Source organism: Helicobacter pylori, assembly GCF_014497725.1.
Classification (GTDB): domain Bacteria; phylum Campylobacterota; class Campylobacteria; order Campylobacterales; family Helicobacteraceae; genus Helicobacter; species Helicobacter pylori_DE.
Map to the genome: position 1 here is coordinate 23,736 of NZ_JACTGF010000007.1, position 15,652 is coordinate 39,387.

The following is a 15,652-nucleotide window of genomic DNA, read 5'->3' on the forward strand; positions in this document are numbered from 1 at the left end:
GCATGGGACAAAAAGTTAATCCGGTAGGTTTAAGATTAGGTATTAATAGGAATTGGACTTCCAGATGGTTCCCTAGCGCTCGCACCGCTCCAAGCAATATTGATGAAGACAATAAGATTAGGAAATTCCTTAAAAAAGAGCTTTATTATGCTGGCGTGAGCGAGATTGTGATTGAAAGAGCGGCTAAAAAACTGCGCGTTACGGTTGTAGCGGCTCGCCCAGGGCTTATCATTGGTAAAAAAGGCGTGGATATTGAAAAAGTCAAAGAAGGTTTAAAAACGCTCATTAAAAAAGAAGTCTCCATTAATATTAAAGAAGTCAAACGCCCCCAAGCTGACGCTCAATTAGCCGCAGAAAATGTAGCCACCCAACTAGAAAAAAGGGTCGCTTTCCGCCGTGCGATGAAAAAAGTCATGCAAGCGGCGTTAAAATCCGGCGCTAAAGGGATTAAGGTGTGCGTTTCTGGCCGTTTAGCAGGGGCTGAAATCGCTCGCACCGAATGGTATATGGAAGGGCGCGTGCCTTTACACACTTTAAGGGCTAAGATTGATTATGGCTTTGCTGAAGCGATGACGGTATATGGTATTATTGGCGTGAAAGTGTGGATTTTCAAAGGGGAAGTTTTGCAAAAAGGCATCCAATTTGAGAAAAAAGAAGAGGCTAAAGAAGAAAGAGAGCCTAGAAGAAGCAGAAGAGGGAGGCAATAATCATGTTAATGCCAAAAAGAACAAAATACAGAAAGCAAATGAAAGGGCGCAATCGTGGGAAAGCCCATCGTGGTAATTCCATTGCGTTTGGGGATATTGCGATTAAAGCCATAGAGCATGGGAGGATTGATTCACGCCAGATTGAATCCGCAAGGGTAGCTATGACAAGGCACATTAAAAGAGCGGGTAAGGTGTGGATTAGAGTATTTCCTGATAAGCCTTTGACCGCTAAACCTTTAGAAACGAGGATGGGTAAAGGTAAAGGCTCTGTGGAAAAATGGGTGATGAATATCAAGCCGGGCAGAATCGTTTATGAAATGCTAGGCATTGAAGAAGGACTAGCGAGAGAAGCTTTAGCGTTAGCTCAGAGCAAACTTCCTTTTAAAACCAAAATTGTAACTTGTGAGAGCGAAAATGAAATATACTGAATTGAAAGATAAGAGTATCAAGGAATTAGAAGAGTTGTTGCATGCTAAAAAAGCGGAGCTTTTTGAGTTGCGCGTTAAGTTAAAGGCTATGCAATTGAGTAATCCTAACGAGATTAAGAAAGCCAGAAGAAATATCGCTCGCATTAACACGGCCATTAATGCGCATTATTCTTCTAGCGTTGAGTAAAAAAAGGGTAAGCAATGAATACAAAAGAGCCGCATAAAAGGCTGGTGCAAGGCAAGGTTATCAGCAAGTTTGCTGAAAAAAGTGCTGTGATTCTTGTGGAAAGAAAAGTGGTGCATGAAAAATACCGCAAGATTGTTAAAAAGTTCAAAAAATACACCATTCATGATGAAAACAATCAGGTGAAAGTAGGGGATTTTGTGAGCGCGATTGAGTGCAGACCGCTTTCTAAAACCAAGTCCTTCACGCTTAAAGAAATTTTAGTGGTGGGAGTATAAGCATGATACAGAGTTTTACAAGATTGAATGTCGCTGACAATAGCGGTGCTAAAGAAATCATGTGCATTAAGGTGTTAGGAGGCAGTCATAAACGCTATGCGAGCGTGGGTAGCGTGATCGTGGCTTCCGTGAAAAAAGCTATCCCTAATGGTAAGGTGAAACGCGGTCAAGTGGTCAAAGCCGTTGTGGTGAGAACGAAAAAAGAAATCCAAAGGAAAAATGGTTCTTTGGTGCGTTTTGATGACAATGCAGTGGTGATTTTGGACGCTAAAAAAGATCCTGTTGGCACAAGGATTTTTGGGCCAGTGAGCCGAGAAGTGCGTTACGCTAATTTCATGAAAATTATTTCTCTAGCACCGGAGGTTGTATAATGAAAAGCGAAATCAAAAAAAATGACATGGTGAAAGTCATTGCAGGAGACGATAAGGGCAAGGTCGCTAAGGTTTTAGCGGTGTTGCCTAAGACTTCTCAAGTGGTTGTTGAAGGGTGTAAGGTGGTGAAAAAAGCGATTAAACCTACTGATGATAACCCTAAAGGGGGCTTTATCCATAAAGAAAAGCCCATGCACATTTCCAATGTGAAGAAAGCCTAAGGAGTTGGATACATGTTTGGTTTGAAACAATTTTATCAAGATGAAGTGAGGGCAAAACTCGCTCAAGAATTAGACATCAAAAACCCCATGCTTTTGCCCAAGCTAGAAAAAATCGTTATCAGCGTGGGCGCTGGGGCTCATGCAAAAGACATGAAAATCATGCAAAATATCGCGCAAACGATTTCTTTGATTGCAGGGCAAAAAGCCGTGATCACTAAAGCGAAAAAATCCGTTGCAGGCTTTAAGATCAGAGAAGGCATGGCGGTAGGGGCGAAAGTTACCTTAAGGAATAAACGCATGTATAATTTCTTAGAAAAGCTGATTGTGATTTCATTGCCCAGAGTGAAAGACTTTAGAGGGATCTCACGGAATGGCTTTGATGGGCGTGGGAATTACACCTTTGGGATCAATGAGCAGTTGATTTTCCCGGAAGTGGTTTATGATGATATTATGGTCAGTCATGGCATGAACATCACTATGGTAACTTCTACGGACAACGATAAAGAAGCGTTCAAGTTGTTAGAATTGCTTGGATTGCCTTTTGCAAAAGTGAGATAAGGGGTTAATATGGCTAAAAAATCAATGATAGCAAAGGCTCAAAGGAAACCAAAATTCCAAGTAAGGGCTTATACCAGATGTCGCATTTGTGGGAGACCTCATTCGGTTTATAGGGATTTTGGGCTTTGTAGGGTGTGCCTTAGAAAAATGGGCAGTGAGGGACTCATCCCAGGCTTGAGAAAAGCCAGTTGGTAAGGATAAGATATGGTAAATGATATAATTGCAGATTCATTAACTCGTTTGAGAAACGCTTCTATGCGCCGTTTAGAATTCACGCAGCTTTATTACGCAAAAATCGTGGTTTCTATCTTAGAGATTTTTAAAGAAAAGGGTTTCATTAAAGATTTCAATGTCAAAGATAAAGACAAGAAACAATCGGTTTATGTGCAGTTGGCTTATGATGAAAAAGGGCATTCAAAAATCAGCGAAGTGAAGCGCCTAAGCAAGCCCGGTCGTCGTGTGTATAAGCAAAAAAACGAGTTGAAGCGCTTTAAAAATGGCTATGGCGTGATTGTGGTAAGCACTTCTAAAGGGGTGATCACTAACGAAGAAGCTTACAGACAAAATGTCGGTGGCGAAGTGCTTTGCAGCATTTGGTAAAGGATTAAAAATGTCAAGAATCGGGAAAAGAATCATTGAAATCCCAAGCTCTGTGCAAGCGAGCGTGGAAGGGAGTAAGCTTCTTTTTAAAAACAGCAAAGAAAAGCATGAGTTAGAAACTCATAACCGAGTGAAAATCACGCTTGAAAACAACCAATTGAGCTTCCAGCCTGTGGGCGAAGACGCGCAGTCTAGGGCTTATTGGGGGACTTATGGGGCTTTAGCGAATAACATTGTAATAGGATTAAGCACCGGTTTCAGTAAGACTTTAGAAGTCAATGGCGTGGGCTATAAGGTGGCCTTGGGTCATAAAACTTTGGATTTGAGCTTGGGTTTTAGCCACCCGGTGAAATACCCCATTCCAGCAGGGATTGAAATGGTGGTGGAAAAAAACACGATCACTATCAAAGGGAGCGATAAGCAAAAAGTAGGGCAAGTCGCCGCTGAAATCAGGAGCTTCAGACCCCCAGAGCCATACAAGGGCAAGGGCGTGAAATACAGCAATGAAGTCATTATTAGAAAAGCTGGTAAGACAGCTAAAAAATAAATAAGGTGGAGTGATGAACGCGAAAGCATTGTATAAAAAGAAAGCCTTAAGAGATCGCCGAAAATTAAGGATTAAAAGCAAGCTCTTGGGCGATGCGTTAAGGCCTAGGGTGAGCGTTTTTCGTTCGAATCGCTATTTCTATGCGCAAGCGATTGATGATGTTAAACAAAGCACCATAACGCATATTGATGGCAGGAAAATGGGCTTTAAGAATACGCAAGAAGACGCTAAAAAATTAGGCGCTCTCTTTGCTGAAGAATTGAAAAAAGCAGGGATTGAGCGAGCGGTTTATGACAGGAATGGTTACCTCTATCATGGCGTGGTGGCAGCGTTTGCTGAAAGCTTGAGAGAGAACGGGATCGCTCTATGACAGAAAGGAAAGGTATGGAAGAGATTAACAGAGAAGAGTTTCAAGAAGTCGTTGTGAATATTGGTCGTGTAACCAAAGTGGTTAAGGGCGGTAGGCGGTTTCGTTTTAACGCTTTAGTGGTTGTGGGCAATAAAAATGGGCTTGTAGGCTTTGGTTTGGGCAAGGCTAAGGAAGTCCCTGATGCGATTAAAAAAGCGGTAGATGATGCGTTTAAAAACCTAATCCATGTAACGATTAAAGGCACGACTATCGCTCATGATATTGAGCATAAATACAACGCAAGCCGTATTTTACTCAAACCGGCAAGTGAGGGAACGGGGGTGATTGCTGGGGGTTCAACACGCCCTATCGTGGAATTAGCAGGCATTAAGGATATTCTGACCAAATCTTTAGGCTCCAACAACCCCTATAATGTGGTGCGCGCGACTTTTGACGCTTTAGCGAAAATCAAGGCGTAGTTAAAAAGGATATTGTAATGGGATTAGAAAATTTAAAACCGGCTAAAGGTAGCGTTAAAAAAATCAAACGAGTGGGCCGTGGTCAAGGAAGCGGCATGGGAAAGACAGCCACAAGAGGCGGTAAAGGCCAAACCGCAAGGACAGGTTATAAGGCTAAAAGAGGCTTTGAAGGGGGGCAACAACCCTTACAACGCCGTTTGCCTAAAATAGGTTTTAGGACTAAAGATTCTCATATCTATTCTATCAATGTAGAAAATAATGAAGCGATTAAGAATTTAGAAGAGATTACTTTTTCAAGCTTGCGCGCTTTACACCATTTCCCCCTTTATATTGAAGGCGTGAAATTGATCGGTAAAGACGCTAAAAACCTAGCTTCTAAAATTAAAGATGAGAGAATCAAAACAAGCGGGCAGAAGTAATGCCCTTATCAGCTTGATTTAAGAGGAATAAGTTATTATGAATAAAGCTATTGCTAGTAAGATACTTATCACTTTGAGTTTTTTATTTCTCTACAGAGTCTTAGCTTATATCCCCATTCCTGGCGTAGATTTAGCAGCGATCAAGGCTTTTTTTGACAGCAATTCCAACAACGCTTTGGGGTTGTTTAACATGTTTAGTGGGAATGCGGTTTCTCGCTTGAGCATCATCTCTTTGGGTATCATGCCCTATATCACTTCTTCCATTATCATGGAGCTTTTGAGCGCGACTTTCCCCAACCTGGCTAAAATGAAAAAAGAGCGAGACGGCATGCAAAAATACATGCAAATCGTGCGCTATTTGACCATTTTAATCACCCTAATCCAAGCGGTGAGCGTTTCAGTGGGTTTAAGGAGCATTAGTGGAGGAGCGAATGGGGCGATCATGATTGATATGCAAGTCTTTATGATCGTTTCAGCGTTTTCTATGCTTACAGGGACGATGTTGCTCATGTGGATAGGGGAGCAAATCACGCAAAGAGGCGTGGGGAATGGGATCAGCCTCATTATTTTTGCCGGGATTGTTTCAGGGATTCCGTCAGCCATTTCAGGCACATTCAATCTAGTTAATACGGGCGTGATCAATATTTTAATGCTCATTGGTATTGTGTTGATTGTTTTAGCGACGATTTTTGCGATCATCTATGTGGAATTAGCCGAGCGCAGGATCCCTATTTCTTATGCGCGTAAAGTGGTGATGCAAAACCAAAACAAGCGCATCATGAATTACATTCCTATTAAGTTGAATTTAAGTGGGGTGATCCCCCCCATTTTCGCTTCAGCTTTGCTCGTGTTCCCTTCTACGATTTTACAGCAAGCCACAAGCAACAAGACTTTGCAAGCGATTGCGGATTTTTTAAGCCCGCAAGGGTATGCGTATAACATTTTGATGTTCTTACTCATCATCTTTTTTGCTTATTTTTATTCTTCTATCGTGTTCAATTCTAAGGATATTGCGGATAATTTAAGGCGTAATGGCGGGTATATTCCAGGGCTTAGGCCTGGAGAGGGGACTTCATCGTTTTTGAATGCTGTAGCGAGCAAACTCACTTTGTGGGGTTCGTTGTACTTGGCGCTCATTTCTACCGTGCCTTGGATTTTGGTTAAGGCTATGGGCGTGCCTTTTTACTTTGGAGGTACGGCGGTGCTGATTGTGGTTCAAGTCGCTATTGACACCATGAAAAAGATTGAAGCACAAATTTATATGAGCAAGTATAAAACTTTAAGCGCGGTAGGCTTTTAATGGCGATCTTCATTAAAAGCCCAAAAGAAATCAAAGCTCTAAGAAAAGCCGGGGAATTAACCGCTCAAGCGTTAGCCCTTTTAGAGCGAGAAGTAAGGCCTGGGGTTTCACTTTTAGAGCTGGATAAAATGGCTGAAGATTTTATCAAATCCTCTCATGCTAGGCCTGCTTTTAAGGGGCTTTATGGTTTCCCCAACTCGGTGTGCATGTCCTTAAATGAGGTGGTTATTCATGGCATTCCTACGGATTATGTTTTACAAGAAGGGGATATTATAGGCTTGGATTTGGGGGTGGAGGTGGATGGCTATTATGGCGATTCGGCCCTCACGCTTCCCATAGGCACGATAAGCCCGCAAGATGAAAAACTACTCGCTTGCTCTCAAGAGAGCTTGATGCATGCCATTAATTCAATTAGAGTGGGCATGCATTTTAAAGAGTTGAGTCAGATTTTAGAGGGTGCGATTACAGAAAGGGGCTTTGTGCCTTTGAAGGGGTTTTGTGGGCATGGCATTGGTAAAAAGCCCCATGAAGAGCCAGAAATCCCCAACTACCTAGAAAAAGGCGTCAAACCTAATAGCGGCCCTAAAATCAAAGAGGGCATGGTATTTTGTTTAGAGCCTATGGTGTGTCAAAAACAGGGTGAGCCTAAAATACTAGCGGATAAATGGAGCGTGGTTTCAGTGGATGGGCTTAACACAAGCCACCATGAGCATACTATCGCCATAGTTGGCAATAAAGCAGTGATTCTTACGGAGCGTTAATGGCAAGAGATGATGTTATAGAAGTGGATGGGAAAGTGATTGAGGCGTTGCCTAACGCCACTTTTAAGGTGGAGTTAGACAATAAGCATGTGGTGTTGTGCCGTATTTCTGGAAAGATGCGCATGCACTATATTAGGATTGCTTTAGGCGATAGGGTCAAGCTAGAGCTTACGCCCTATAGCTTAGACAAGGGTCGGATAACTTTTAGATATAAATAATTTAAGGGTTATTTCAATGAAAATATGTTAGTATAAAAGTTTTTAGTAGTGCCTAATTTTTTCAAAGGAGAAAAATCATGAAAGTCAGGCCATCAGTGAAAAAGATGTGCGATAAGTGCAAAATCATTAAAAGAAGGGGTGTTATTAGAGTGATCTGCGCTACCCCTAAACACAAACAAAGACAAGGATAAAGCATGGCAAGGATTGCTGGTGTGGATTTACCAAAAAAGAAGAGAGTAGAGTATGCCCTTACCTATATTTATGGGATTGGGCTTAAGAGTTCTAGAGAGATTTTAGAAGCCGTGGGCATTTCTTTTGACAAGCGCGTGCATGAATTGAGCGAAGATGAAGTGTCTAGCATCACTAAAAAAATCCAGCAAAGCTACCTAGTAGAGGGCGATTTGCGTAAAAAAGTTCAAATGGATATTAAATCTTTAATGGACTTAGGGAATTATCGTGGGATCAGGCATCGTAAGGGTCTTCCTGTAAGAGGTCAAACCACTAAAAATAACGCTAGGACTCGTAAGGGTAAGAAAAAAACCGTGGGTAGCAAGTAGCGAAGTAAGGAGATGATGATTTAATGGCTAAGAGAAATGTAACGGCTAAAAAGAAAGTAGTCAAAAAGAATATTGCTAGAGGGGTTGTTTATATTTCAGCGACCTTTAATAATACCAACATCACTATCACTGATGAAATGGGCAATGTGATTTGCTGGAGCACTGCGGGCGGTTTAGGGTTTAAAGGCTCTAAAAAATCCACCCCTTATGCGGCCCAACAAGCTGTAGAAAGTGCTCTAAGCAAGGCTAAAGAGCATGGCGTTAAAGAAGTGGGCATTAAGGTTCAAGGGCCAGGTAGTGGGCGTGAGACCGCTATTAAGAGCGTGGGCGCGACAGAGGGCGTTAAAGTACTTTGGATTAAAGATATCACCCCACTCCCTCATAATGGTTGCAGACCCCCTAAAAGAAGAAGAGTGTAAGGAGGCTTTATGGCAAGATATAGAGGCGCAGTAGAAAGACTAGAAAGGCGTTTTGGGGTTTCTTTAGCCTTAAAAGGTGAAAGGCGATTGAGCGGGAAGAGTGCGTTAGATAAAAGGGCTTATGGGCCAGGCCAGCATGGGCAAAGACGCACTAAGACTTCTGATTACGGGTTGCAATTGAAAGAAAAGCAAAAAGCTAAAATGATGTATGGCATTTCTGAAAAGCAATTCAGGAGTATTTTTGTGGAAGCCAATCGCTTGGACGGCAATACGGGTGAAAACCTTATCCGCTTGATTGAAAGAAGATTGGATAATGTCGTCTATCGCATGGGGTTTGCGACCACTAGAAGCTCTGCTAGGCAATTGGTAACGCATGGGCATGTGCTTGTGGATGGCAAGCGTTTGGATATTCCCTCTTATTTCGTGCGTTCAGGGCAAAAGATTGAGATCAAAGAAAAAACCAAGAGCAACCCTCAAGTGGTGCGCGCGATGGAATTGACAGCTCAAACAGGGATTGTGCCATGGATTGATGTGGAAAAAGATAAAAAATACGGTATCTTCACCCGCTACCCTGAAAGAGAAGAAGTGGTTGTCCCTATTGAAGAAAGACTCATTGTAGAATTGTATTCTAAGTAAGGGGTTAGAGCATGAAAGTTATCAAAACAGCACCTTTGATCCCATCAGAAATTAAGGTGCTAGAGAAAGAGGGCAATCGGGTTAAGATTTCTCTGGCTCCATTTGAGTTTGGTTACGCTGTTACGCTCGCTCATCCTATTAGAAGACTCTTACTTTTAAGCTCTGTGGGGTATGCTCCTGTGGGTTTAAAGATTGAAGGCGTCCATCATGAGTTTGACTCACTAAGGGGGGTTACTGAAGATGTGTCGCTTTTTATCATGAATTTAAAGAATATCCGCTTTATAGCCAAGGCGTTAGTGGGGCAGGATAGCTCTTTGGAAAACCAATCGGTTGTAGTGGATTATTCTTTTAAAGGGCCTATGGAGCTTAGGGCTAGGGATTTGAATTCTGAGCATATAGAAATCGTCAATCCGGAAATGCCCCTAGCCACAATCAACGAAGACGCTCAATTGAATTTTTCGCTCATTATCTATAAAGGAATGGGGTATGTCCCAAGCGAAAATACAAGGGAATTGATGCCTGAGGGCTACATGCCGCTAGACGGCTCTTTCACGCCGATTAAAAAGGTCGTTTATGAGATTGAAAATGTTTTGGTTGAGGGCGATCCCAACTATGAAAAAATCATTTTTGATATTGAAACAGACGGGCAGATTGACCCTTATAAAGCGTTTTTATCAGCAGTGAAAGTGATGAGCAAGCAACTGGGCGTTTTTGGTGAAAGGCCCATTGCTAACACGGAGTATTCAGGCGATTACGCTCAAAGAGATGACGCTAAAGACTTGAGCGCTAAGATTGAAAGCATGAATTTGAGCGCTAGGTGTTTTAATTGCTTGGATAAAATCGGCATCAAGTATGTGGGCGAACTCGTGTTGATGAGCGAAGAAGAGCTTAAGGGCGTGAAGAACATGGGTAAAAAATCCTATGATGAAATCGCTGAAAAATTGAATGATTTGGGCTATCCGGTAGGCACAGAATTAAGCCCTGAACAAAGAGAGAGTTTAAAGAAAAGATTAGAAAAATTAGAAGATAAAGGAGGTAACGACTGATGAGACACAAACACGGATACCGCAAGCTTGGGAGAACCAGCTCGCACAGAAAGGCGTTATTAAAAAATTTAGCGATCGCTTTGATTGAGCATAACAAAATTGAAACAGGGATTTATAAAGCTAAGGAGTTGCGCAGTTACATTGAGAAATTAACGACAGCGGCTCGTGTGGGCGATTTTAACGCGCACCGCCATGTTTTTGCGTATTTGCAAAACAAAGAAGCCACCCACAAGCTTGTAACTGAAATCGCGCCCAAATACACGCAAAGGAATGGCGGATACACCAGGATCCAACGCACCACTTTTAGAAGAGGGGACGCTTCCACTCTAGCCACCATTGAATTTGTGTGAAATTTGATGGACTGCTAGCCAAGATTTTGGTTGGTGGTTATCGCCTTAGTTTTATCCTATTTTTAAAAGAAGCGGTTAAAAGCTTTGGCTTTGCTCCTATTGAGTATTGGTGATAAAATTAAAATGCTAAAAAGCGTTTTCTGTAATCAAAATGTAAAAGAGCTTGGCGTTAATCAAGCGATAACCTCTTGTAATGTGCTCTTAGGGGTTTAAGGGGGGGTTGCCAAGGGAAATTGTTTTAAAATATCTTTCTTTATGAGTTTTACTATTAAATAAAACTTAAAACTATAAAAATAAAATAACTAAAACCCCATTTTTAAAAAATCAAAATAAACTCAAAACTTGTACACTAGCTTCTATTTCACCCTTTAATTGAGTGGCGTTTTTACATCTTTGTTAAGGATTCTAATTGGTTGGATGATTTTAAGAAATTCCATTACTGATTCAATGTGCAAGTTTTTTAAGCCCTTTTTTAAAGATTGATCCAGATGGATTCAAGCGTATTTTGAGACGCGCTAGACATTGGCTATTCCTTTAATGCTAAATTACTTTGGATTTTAGCCGATATGGGTGATAAGATTGATTTAATCTCGCTTTGTGATGGTTTTATAAAATATACACAAACTACAATCTCCTACCTTGTGAAAGCCACACAAGAGTGTATAAAAACTTTGACTGAACCGCACTCCACACAAAGCGAGACTGAATCAATCTTTCTCTACTTGCTAACTCAAACGCTTCTTAACCTGTCGCAATATACAGACAAAAACTTGCCTAACAAAACCCGCTCATAAGAATTTTTGATACACCAACACCACCGATTTAGGTGTAGAGCTAAGGCTAAAAAAATGATCTGTAGCTTCATTGAGCGAGCCAGAAAAGAGCGTTTTTAAACGCAAGTTTTTTAAGGGGTATTTGAGGTTTTTAGAAGTGAATTGGGCTTTAAGATCCAAGCTAAAAAGCGAGATTTGTTCCCCTTTAAAACTAGGTAAAGCAAAAGGGGTTTCCAACACCCTAAAAAGACCGTAATCGCTTACGGATTGGATTTTTTGGCAAAATTTAAAATACTCCAACAATAAAAAAGTGTTCGCTAAAGCGTGGTCTTCTCGCTTGCCATTCAACCCTAAAAAAATAAAGTCATCAAAGCCTTTATTCAAAGCATAAAAAAAGGCTTTGGATAAATCGTTGCTGTTTTGTTCGCTCACGCGTATAGGGTTATACAAAGCTTTCAAATGCGAATCAATGCTATCTAGATCGCCTATAACAACGCTGGGTTTGAATTGAAGTGCATGTAATGAGGTAACAGCCCCATCGCATGCGATTAAAAAGGGAGCGTTTTTTAAAAGGTCTAAGCATTTTTGAGATTTAGGAAACTCCCCATTCGCTAAAATCACTGCTTGCATGACTTATTCCAGCGGTTAAAATAATACAAACCAATAAAAAGGTATAGGATCGTTGTGAAGAGCTGCACCAAGCTCTCTGTTGAAATTTGAAAAATACAAAACCACACGATAATGGACACGATATTCCCCAAAGTTACTAGTGCATAATTTTCTATATAGCGCAAAACCTGTAAAATAAAAGCAATAATAAAGATGACGAAATTAAAACTCTCTGCCCATAAAAAATTCGTTTTAATCTCTTTAAAAAACAAAGCGCTCACATAAGTTAAAACCCCTATGCCTAAAACGAGCGCAAAACGCCAATTTTTGGAAAGTTTTTGAGCCTTGATAGCGCCCTCATGCTGCTCTGTCTTTTTCCATGCGAACAGCCCATAAATCGTTACTGGCATATACAAAAAAAGGCATAAAATCACATCAGCGTTTAATTTCCACTGATAAGCGACATAAGCGTAACTCAAATTATAAACAAGACCAAACACAAAGCAAATCGTTTGCCTTTCTCCGGCAAAAAACGCATACAAAACCCCACTAAGCCCTGCTAAAAGATTGATAAACGAGCCTTTGACAAGAATATTAGTGGTGATCAAAAACACGCAAGAAAGAATGAGCGTGGCGTAAAATCGTTTGGATAGTTGGGTGGTTATTAACATGTATTTCCTTACGCAAGAATTACCTTGACAAGTTCTATGGGTTTGATCTCAGCCTTTTAAAAACTTGAGCGTTTTTAAAAAGCACCCCTTAAATGCTCCTTATTGTAACACAAATCAGTGAGAACGCGCTTTAAAGTTTTTTTAATTTTTTACTCCCCCCTCCATATTTTAATGCCATTTGGGTTAAATCACCACCCTAATTTAGCGCAAAGCCTAGAACAAATCCCAAAACACACAAGAAAGCCAAGCATAACCAAACCCTCTATAAGGAGATTGCTAGGATGCCCACAATACGCCGAGATCTCATGGATAGCGGCAATAAAGGGCATCGTTAAAAGCATCACATAAAAATCCCTTAGTCTTGATCCTAACACAGCGTTATAAAACGCGCCAAAAAACCTAGCCTTAAAAATGGCTTTCAAAAACTTGGGGTATCCTACTTGTAAGGATTTATAACAATCCCTACCTCGAGGGTCAAATAAAAGGTTAGACAATAGAGCCGCTATTAAGATTGTTAGCCACGCGTAATAGCTGTCTTTAGGGTTAAAAAGTGGATCGCTAGCACCTTGGCTATAACGCAATGCGGATATGCATCCCGCATAGACTATAGCCACTGCCCATTGATATTCCCAGTCGCTCAAACGCTTTTTGATGTTCATGCTCTCTCCTTTCTTGCCCAAAGCTACCTATCATACACGAAATGACGATCATAGGTGGGTTCTCTTGGAGCTTGTGGCTCTCTATCAACGCCACGGATAAAATCTTCTACCCTATCGCCTATTTCACGACCAAATTCTCTCCCTAATCCACCACCAAAAGTTCCACCAATGCGACCACCCCAAGTGCTACCAGCAGGACCACCAACGGCTCCACCCACTGGACCTCCAGGAGCCCCAATTGCTCCTCCAATTTTATCACCAACAAAACCCCCAACACCACCCCCTATAAGTTTGCCTAATTCACCCCTTGCCTCTATTTTAGGACCAGCTATAGCCACATTAGCCATTGCACCGCATAAAACCACTACACAAGTTCTTAATCCACTCATAACAAATCCTTTCATAAATTGAGATTCAAAAATTGAGATTCAAAGCATGTTTGGCACACCTTGATAAGAATATTTATACCACAACCCTATTAAAAGCATTGTTACAGATCAGCAAAAGATCACAAAAAACTCAATAAGTGTTTTATTTATTCACAAATTACAGGATTAAGGTAAATCATTGGTTTTATAGTTTTAGTATTTTTTAAGCGTTTTAGAGCGTTAAGTTTCAAGCATTAAAGCCTTTAATTGCGTTTTTACACCAACCGCTTAAAAATTGAACGCCTATTTTGAATATATTAGACGCTTTTTTATTTTTATGCTAAACTATTTTGAGTTTTGGTCGATATGACTTGATACAGAGGTTAAACCAATCATAAATGGTAGGGTTAATTCCATCTCGCTCTGTAATAGGTTTGAAACCATGCATCTAAGATTGACTCCTATCTTGTAAGTGCCATACTACAAGTTCCCATAATAAAAACTTCTAAAAATCAAAACCTACAGAGCGAGATAGAATTAACCTTTTATGATTGCAAATGGTAGCCAATCTTAAACAACATAAAGGCAATACAAGCCTTATAATATCATTAACCGCTATTCAAAATCACAGATATTTTAATACAGCGTTCAATTTTTGAAAGCAAGAGCCCACTCACAAATCTTTTTAACAACAAATTTTTATACCATGTTGATAGCTTTCGTGTTAGAATGCGTATTGAATTGGATTTAGGAGTGTAAAAATGCAAGTTTCACAATATCTGTATGAAAACGCACGATCTATTTGGGGGGATTGTATTTCCCATCCGTTTGTTCAAGGCATTGGGCATGGGACTTTAGAAAGAGATAAATTCCGTTTTTATATCATTCAAGATTATTTGTTCCTTTTAGAATACGCTAAGGTGTTTGCTCTAGGCGTAGTTAAGGCTTGTGATGAAGCGGTGATGAGGGAGTTTTCTAACGCTATACAAGACATTTTAAATAACGAGATGAGTATCCATAACCATTACATTAGAGAACTTCAAATCACTCAAAAAGAATTGCAAAACGCGCGCCCCACTCTAGCGAATAAATCCTATACAAGCTACATGCTCGCTGAAGGGTTTAAGGGCTCTATCAAAGAAGTTGCGGCGGCTGTTCTATCTTGTGGTTGGAGCTATTTAGTGATCGCGCAAAATTTAAGCCAAATCCCAAACGCTTTAGAACATGCCTTTTATGGGCATTGGATTAAGGGCTATAGTTCCAAAGAATTTCAAGCGTGTGTAACTTGGAACATTAATTTGCTTGATTCTCTCACCCTCGCTTCTTCAAAACAAGAAATTGAAAAATTAAAGGAGATTTTTATCGCTACAAGCGAATACGAGTACCAGTTTTGGGATATGGCGTATCGAAGTTAAAATAAAGGTTTTTGTGCCGTTAGAAAAACGCAAGAGACGAAAATATCTATCTCTTGCAAAACGATTATTGGGCGTAAGCTTCTAGTTTGAGCTCAACTTTTACCTCATCTCCAACGACAGCATCGTTAAATGTTTTGCCGATACCAAAATCCTTGCGGTTGATTTTGCCTTCAGCTTGTAACACCATGAATTCTTTTTTGTTCATGGGGTTTTGTAAAGGGGCTTGGATCTTGGCTTCCAATACGACAGGTTTGGTTACGCCATGAAGGGTCAAATCCCCATGGATTTTACCATCTTCATATTTGGTCATTTTAAAGCTCCCTTTGGGGTATTTCATGGCATCAAAAAACTCTGCTGTCCTTAAGTGGTCATCTCTTTTTTTGTTCCTAGTGTTAATGCTTTTAATATCAATTTTACCCTCAAAAACATTGAGAGCCTTGGTATTAGGATCGGCATCAATTTTGCCATCAAAACTATCAAACACGCCTCTTGTTTCATTGAATTTGAAGTGTTTAACCTCAAACCACACACTAGAGTTTGCTTTATCAATCGTGTAAGGTTTTGCAAACGCCAGACTAACGCCCAAAAGAGTGAACATTAACGCTTTTTTCATTGTTTCCTCGCTTCATTTCGAATTAAAAACGCCAACTATACAACAAATTGGTTAATGGTAAAATACTCCTAATCGTCTGTTTTAAGGTATAATACAAAAAATCCCCATTAGGTAGG

General features: G+C 40.5%; 28 protein-coding genes. 23 read left to right on the forward strand and 5 right to left on the reverse strand.

Features of this window, described 5'->3' with window-relative positions; genetic code table 11:
• The first annotated feature begins 2 nt into the window (after positions 1-2).
• The 22 genes from rpsC (at position 3) to rplQ (ending at position 10,428) form a co-directional block, all read left to right on the forward strand.
• On the forward strand, positions 3-707 hold the full coding sequence (gene rpsC, locus H7N69_RS05840; RefSeq protein ID WP_000529967.1) for a 30S ribosomal protein S3: 705 nt from the start codon (positions 3-5) through the stop codon (positions 705-707).
• A gap of 2 nt (positions 708-709) precedes the next feature.
• On the forward strand, positions 710-1,135 hold the full coding sequence (rplP, locus tag H7N69_RS05845) for a 50S ribosomal protein L16 (RefSeq protein WP_000928961.1): 426 nt from the start codon (positions 710-712) through the stop codon (positions 1,133-1,135).
• Positions 1,122-1,322, forward strand: a complete 201-nt coding sequence (gene rpmC, locus H7N69_RS05850) for a 50S ribosomal protein L29 (protein WP_000877884.1) — start codon at positions 1,122-1,124, stop codon at positions 1,320-1,322. Before rplP ends, rpmC begins: the two co-directional genes overlap by 14 nt.
• A 14-nt stretch (positions 1,323-1,336) precedes the next feature.
• A complete protein-coding gene (gene rpsQ / locus H7N69_RS05855) occupies positions 1,337-1,597 on the forward strand; it encodes a 30S ribosomal protein S17 (RefSeq protein WP_001092746.1) in 261 nt (86 codons plus the stop codon).
• Between the two features lie 2 nt (positions 1,598-1,599).
• Positions 1,600-1,968 carry a 50S ribosomal protein L14 gene (gene rplN / locus H7N69_RS05860; RefSeq protein WP_077643097.1) on the forward strand — a complete coding sequence of 123 codons (369 nt, stop codon included), beginning with the start codon at positions 1,600-1,602 and terminating at the stop codon, positions 1,966-1,968.
• The gene (rplX, locus tag H7N69_RS05865; RefSeq protein ID WP_000834238.1) at positions 1,968-2,189 is read left to right on the forward strand and encodes a 50S ribosomal protein L24; all 222 of its coding nucleotides are present in this window, start codon (positions 1,968-1,970) and stop codon (positions 2,187-2,189) included. Before rplN ends, rplX begins: the two co-directional genes overlap by 1 nt.
• A gap of 12 nt (positions 2,190-2,201) precedes the next feature.
• Complete coding sequence (gene rplE, locus H7N69_RS05870) at positions 2,202-2,747, forward strand: 50S ribosomal protein L5 (RefSeq protein ID WP_000467354.1); 546 nt, start codon at positions 2,202-2,204, stop codon at positions 2,745-2,747.
• 9 nt (positions 2,748-2,756) lie between these two features.
• Positions 2,757-2,942 carry a type Z 30S ribosomal protein S14 gene (locus tag H7N69_RS05875; RefSeq protein ID WP_001085694.1) on the forward strand — a complete coding sequence of 62 codons (186 nt, stop codon included), beginning with the start codon at positions 2,757-2,759 and terminating at the stop codon, positions 2,940-2,942.
• A 9-nt stretch (positions 2,943-2,951) separates the two neighbouring features.
• A complete protein-coding gene (gene rpsH / locus H7N69_RS05880) occupies positions 2,952-3,347 on the forward strand; it encodes a 30S ribosomal protein S8 (protein ID WP_000245805.1) in 396 nt (131 codons plus the stop codon).
• A gap of 10 nt (positions 3,348-3,357) precedes the next feature.
• Positions 3,358-3,894, forward strand: coding sequence for a 50S ribosomal protein L6 (rplF, locus tag H7N69_RS05885; RefSeq protein ID WP_108557417.1), 537 nt, complete (start codon positions 3,358-3,360; stop codon positions 3,892-3,894).
• 13 nt (positions 3,895-3,907) lie between these two features.
• Positions 3,908-4,264, forward strand: a complete 357-nt coding sequence (gene rplR / locus H7N69_RS05890; protein ID WP_000991853.1) for a 50S ribosomal protein L18 — start codon at positions 3,908-3,910, stop codon at positions 4,262-4,264.
• A 14-nt stretch (positions 4,265-4,278) separates the two neighbouring features.
• Entirely contained in the window at positions 4,279-4,722 is a 444-nt protein-coding gene (rpsE, locus tag H7N69_RS05895) for a 30S ribosomal protein S5 (RefSeq protein WP_001860543.1), read from the forward strand.
• Positions 4,723-4,739: 17 nt separating this feature from the next.
• The gene (gene rplO, locus H7N69_RS05900) at positions 4,740-5,141 is read left to right on the forward strand and encodes a 50S ribosomal protein L15 (protein WP_150179798.1); all 402 of its coding nucleotides are present in this window, start codon (positions 4,740-4,742) and stop codon (positions 5,139-5,141) included.
• A 37-nt stretch (positions 5,142-5,178) separates the two neighbouring features.
• Positions 5,179-6,441, forward strand: a complete 1,263-nt coding sequence (gene secY / locus H7N69_RS05905; protein WP_187885093.1) for a preprotein translocase subunit SecY — start codon at positions 5,179-5,181, stop codon at positions 6,439-6,441.
• Positions 6,441-7,202, forward strand: coding sequence for a type I methionyl aminopeptidase (map, locus tag H7N69_RS05910; protein WP_187885094.1), 762 nt, complete (start codon positions 6,441-6,443; stop codon positions 7,200-7,202). Before secY ends, map begins: the two co-directional genes overlap by 1 nt.
• Positions 7,202-7,420 (forward strand): translation initiation factor IF-1, encoded by a 219-nt coding sequence (infA, locus tag H7N69_RS05915; protein WP_000090248.1) that lies wholly within the window; start codon positions 7,202-7,204, stop codon positions 7,418-7,420. Before map ends, infA begins: the two co-directional genes overlap by 1 nt.
• Before the next feature lie 77 nt (positions 7,421-7,497).
• On the forward strand, positions 7,498-7,611 hold the full coding sequence (gene rpmJ / locus H7N69_RS05920) for a 50S ribosomal protein L36 (RefSeq protein ID WP_000868339.1): 114 nt from the start codon (positions 7,498-7,500) through the stop codon (positions 7,609-7,611).
• A 3-nt stretch (positions 7,612-7,614) separates the two neighbouring features.
• Entirely contained in the window at positions 7,615-7,977 is a 363-nt protein-coding gene (rpsM, locus tag H7N69_RS05925) for a 30S ribosomal protein S13 (protein WP_187885095.1), read from the forward strand.
• A gap of 23 nt (positions 7,978-8,000) precedes the next feature.
• On the forward strand, positions 8,001-8,396 hold the full coding sequence (gene rpsK / locus H7N69_RS05930) for a 30S ribosomal protein S11 (protein ID WP_001129289.1): 396 nt from the start codon (positions 8,001-8,003) through the stop codon (positions 8,394-8,396).
• A gap of 9 nt (positions 8,397-8,405) precedes the next feature.
• A complete protein-coding gene (gene rpsD / locus H7N69_RS05935; protein ID WP_000135258.1) occupies positions 8,406-9,032 on the forward strand; it encodes a 30S ribosomal protein S4 in 627 nt (208 codons plus the stop codon).
• An 11-nt stretch (positions 9,033-9,043) separates the two neighbouring features.
• Positions 9,044-10,078 (forward strand): DNA-directed RNA polymerase subunit alpha, encoded by a 1,035-nt coding sequence (locus H7N69_RS05940; RefSeq protein ID WP_000864528.1) that lies wholly within the window; start codon positions 9,044-9,046, stop codon positions 10,076-10,078.
• The gene (rplQ, locus tag H7N69_RS05945) at positions 10,078-10,428 is read left to right on the forward strand and encodes a 50S ribosomal protein L17 (protein ID WP_001216120.1); all 351 of its coding nucleotides are present in this window, start codon (positions 10,078-10,080) and stop codon (positions 10,426-10,428) included. The genes H7N69_RS05940 and rplQ overlap by 1 nt, the downstream gene beginning before the upstream one ends.
• Before the next feature lie 788 nt (positions 10,429-11,216).
• On the opposite strand, the gene H7N69_RS05950 is transcribed toward rplQ, so the two are convergent.
• The 4 genes from H7N69_RS05950 to H7N69_RS05965 form a co-directional block, all read right to left on the reverse strand.
• Positions 11,217-11,831, reverse strand: a complete 615-nt coding sequence (locus tag H7N69_RS05950; RefSeq protein ID WP_187885096.1) for a thiamine diphosphokinase — start codon at positions 11,829-11,831, stop codon at positions 11,217-11,219.
• Complete coding sequence (gene pnuC / locus H7N69_RS05955; protein ID WP_187885097.1) at positions 11,819-12,481, reverse strand: nicotinamide riboside transporter PnuC; 663 nt, start codon at positions 12,479-12,481, stop codon at positions 11,819-11,821. Before pnuC ends, H7N69_RS05950 begins: the two co-directional genes overlap by 13 nt.
• Before the next feature lie 188 nt (positions 12,482-12,669).
• Positions 12,670-13,140, reverse strand: coding sequence for a hypothetical protein (locus H7N69_RS05960; protein WP_187885098.1), 471 nt, complete (start codon positions 13,138-13,140; stop codon positions 12,670-12,672).
• Between the two features lie 23 nt (positions 13,141-13,163).
• Positions 13,164-13,544 (reverse strand): pantothenate kinase, encoded by a 381-nt coding sequence (locus tag H7N69_RS05965; protein ID WP_187885099.1) that lies wholly within the window; start codon positions 13,542-13,544, stop codon positions 13,164-13,166.
• Positions 13,545-14,269: 725 nt separating this feature from the next.
• Here H7N69_RS05965 and tenA point away from each other — a divergent pair.
• The gene (tenA, locus tag H7N69_RS05970; protein WP_187885100.1) at positions 14,270-14,923 is read left to right on the forward strand and encodes a thiaminase II; all 654 of its coding nucleotides are present in this window, start codon (positions 14,270-14,272) and stop codon (positions 14,921-14,923) included.
• 64 nt (positions 14,924-14,987) lie between these two features.
• Here tenA and H7N69_RS05975 read toward each other — a convergent pair whose 3' ends face one another.
• Positions 14,988-15,536, reverse strand: a complete 549-nt coding sequence (locus tag H7N69_RS05975) for a YceI family protein (RefSeq protein ID WP_001937818.1) — start codon at positions 15,534-15,536, stop codon at positions 14,988-14,990.
• Between the last annotated feature and the right edge of the window lie 116 nt (positions 15,537-15,652).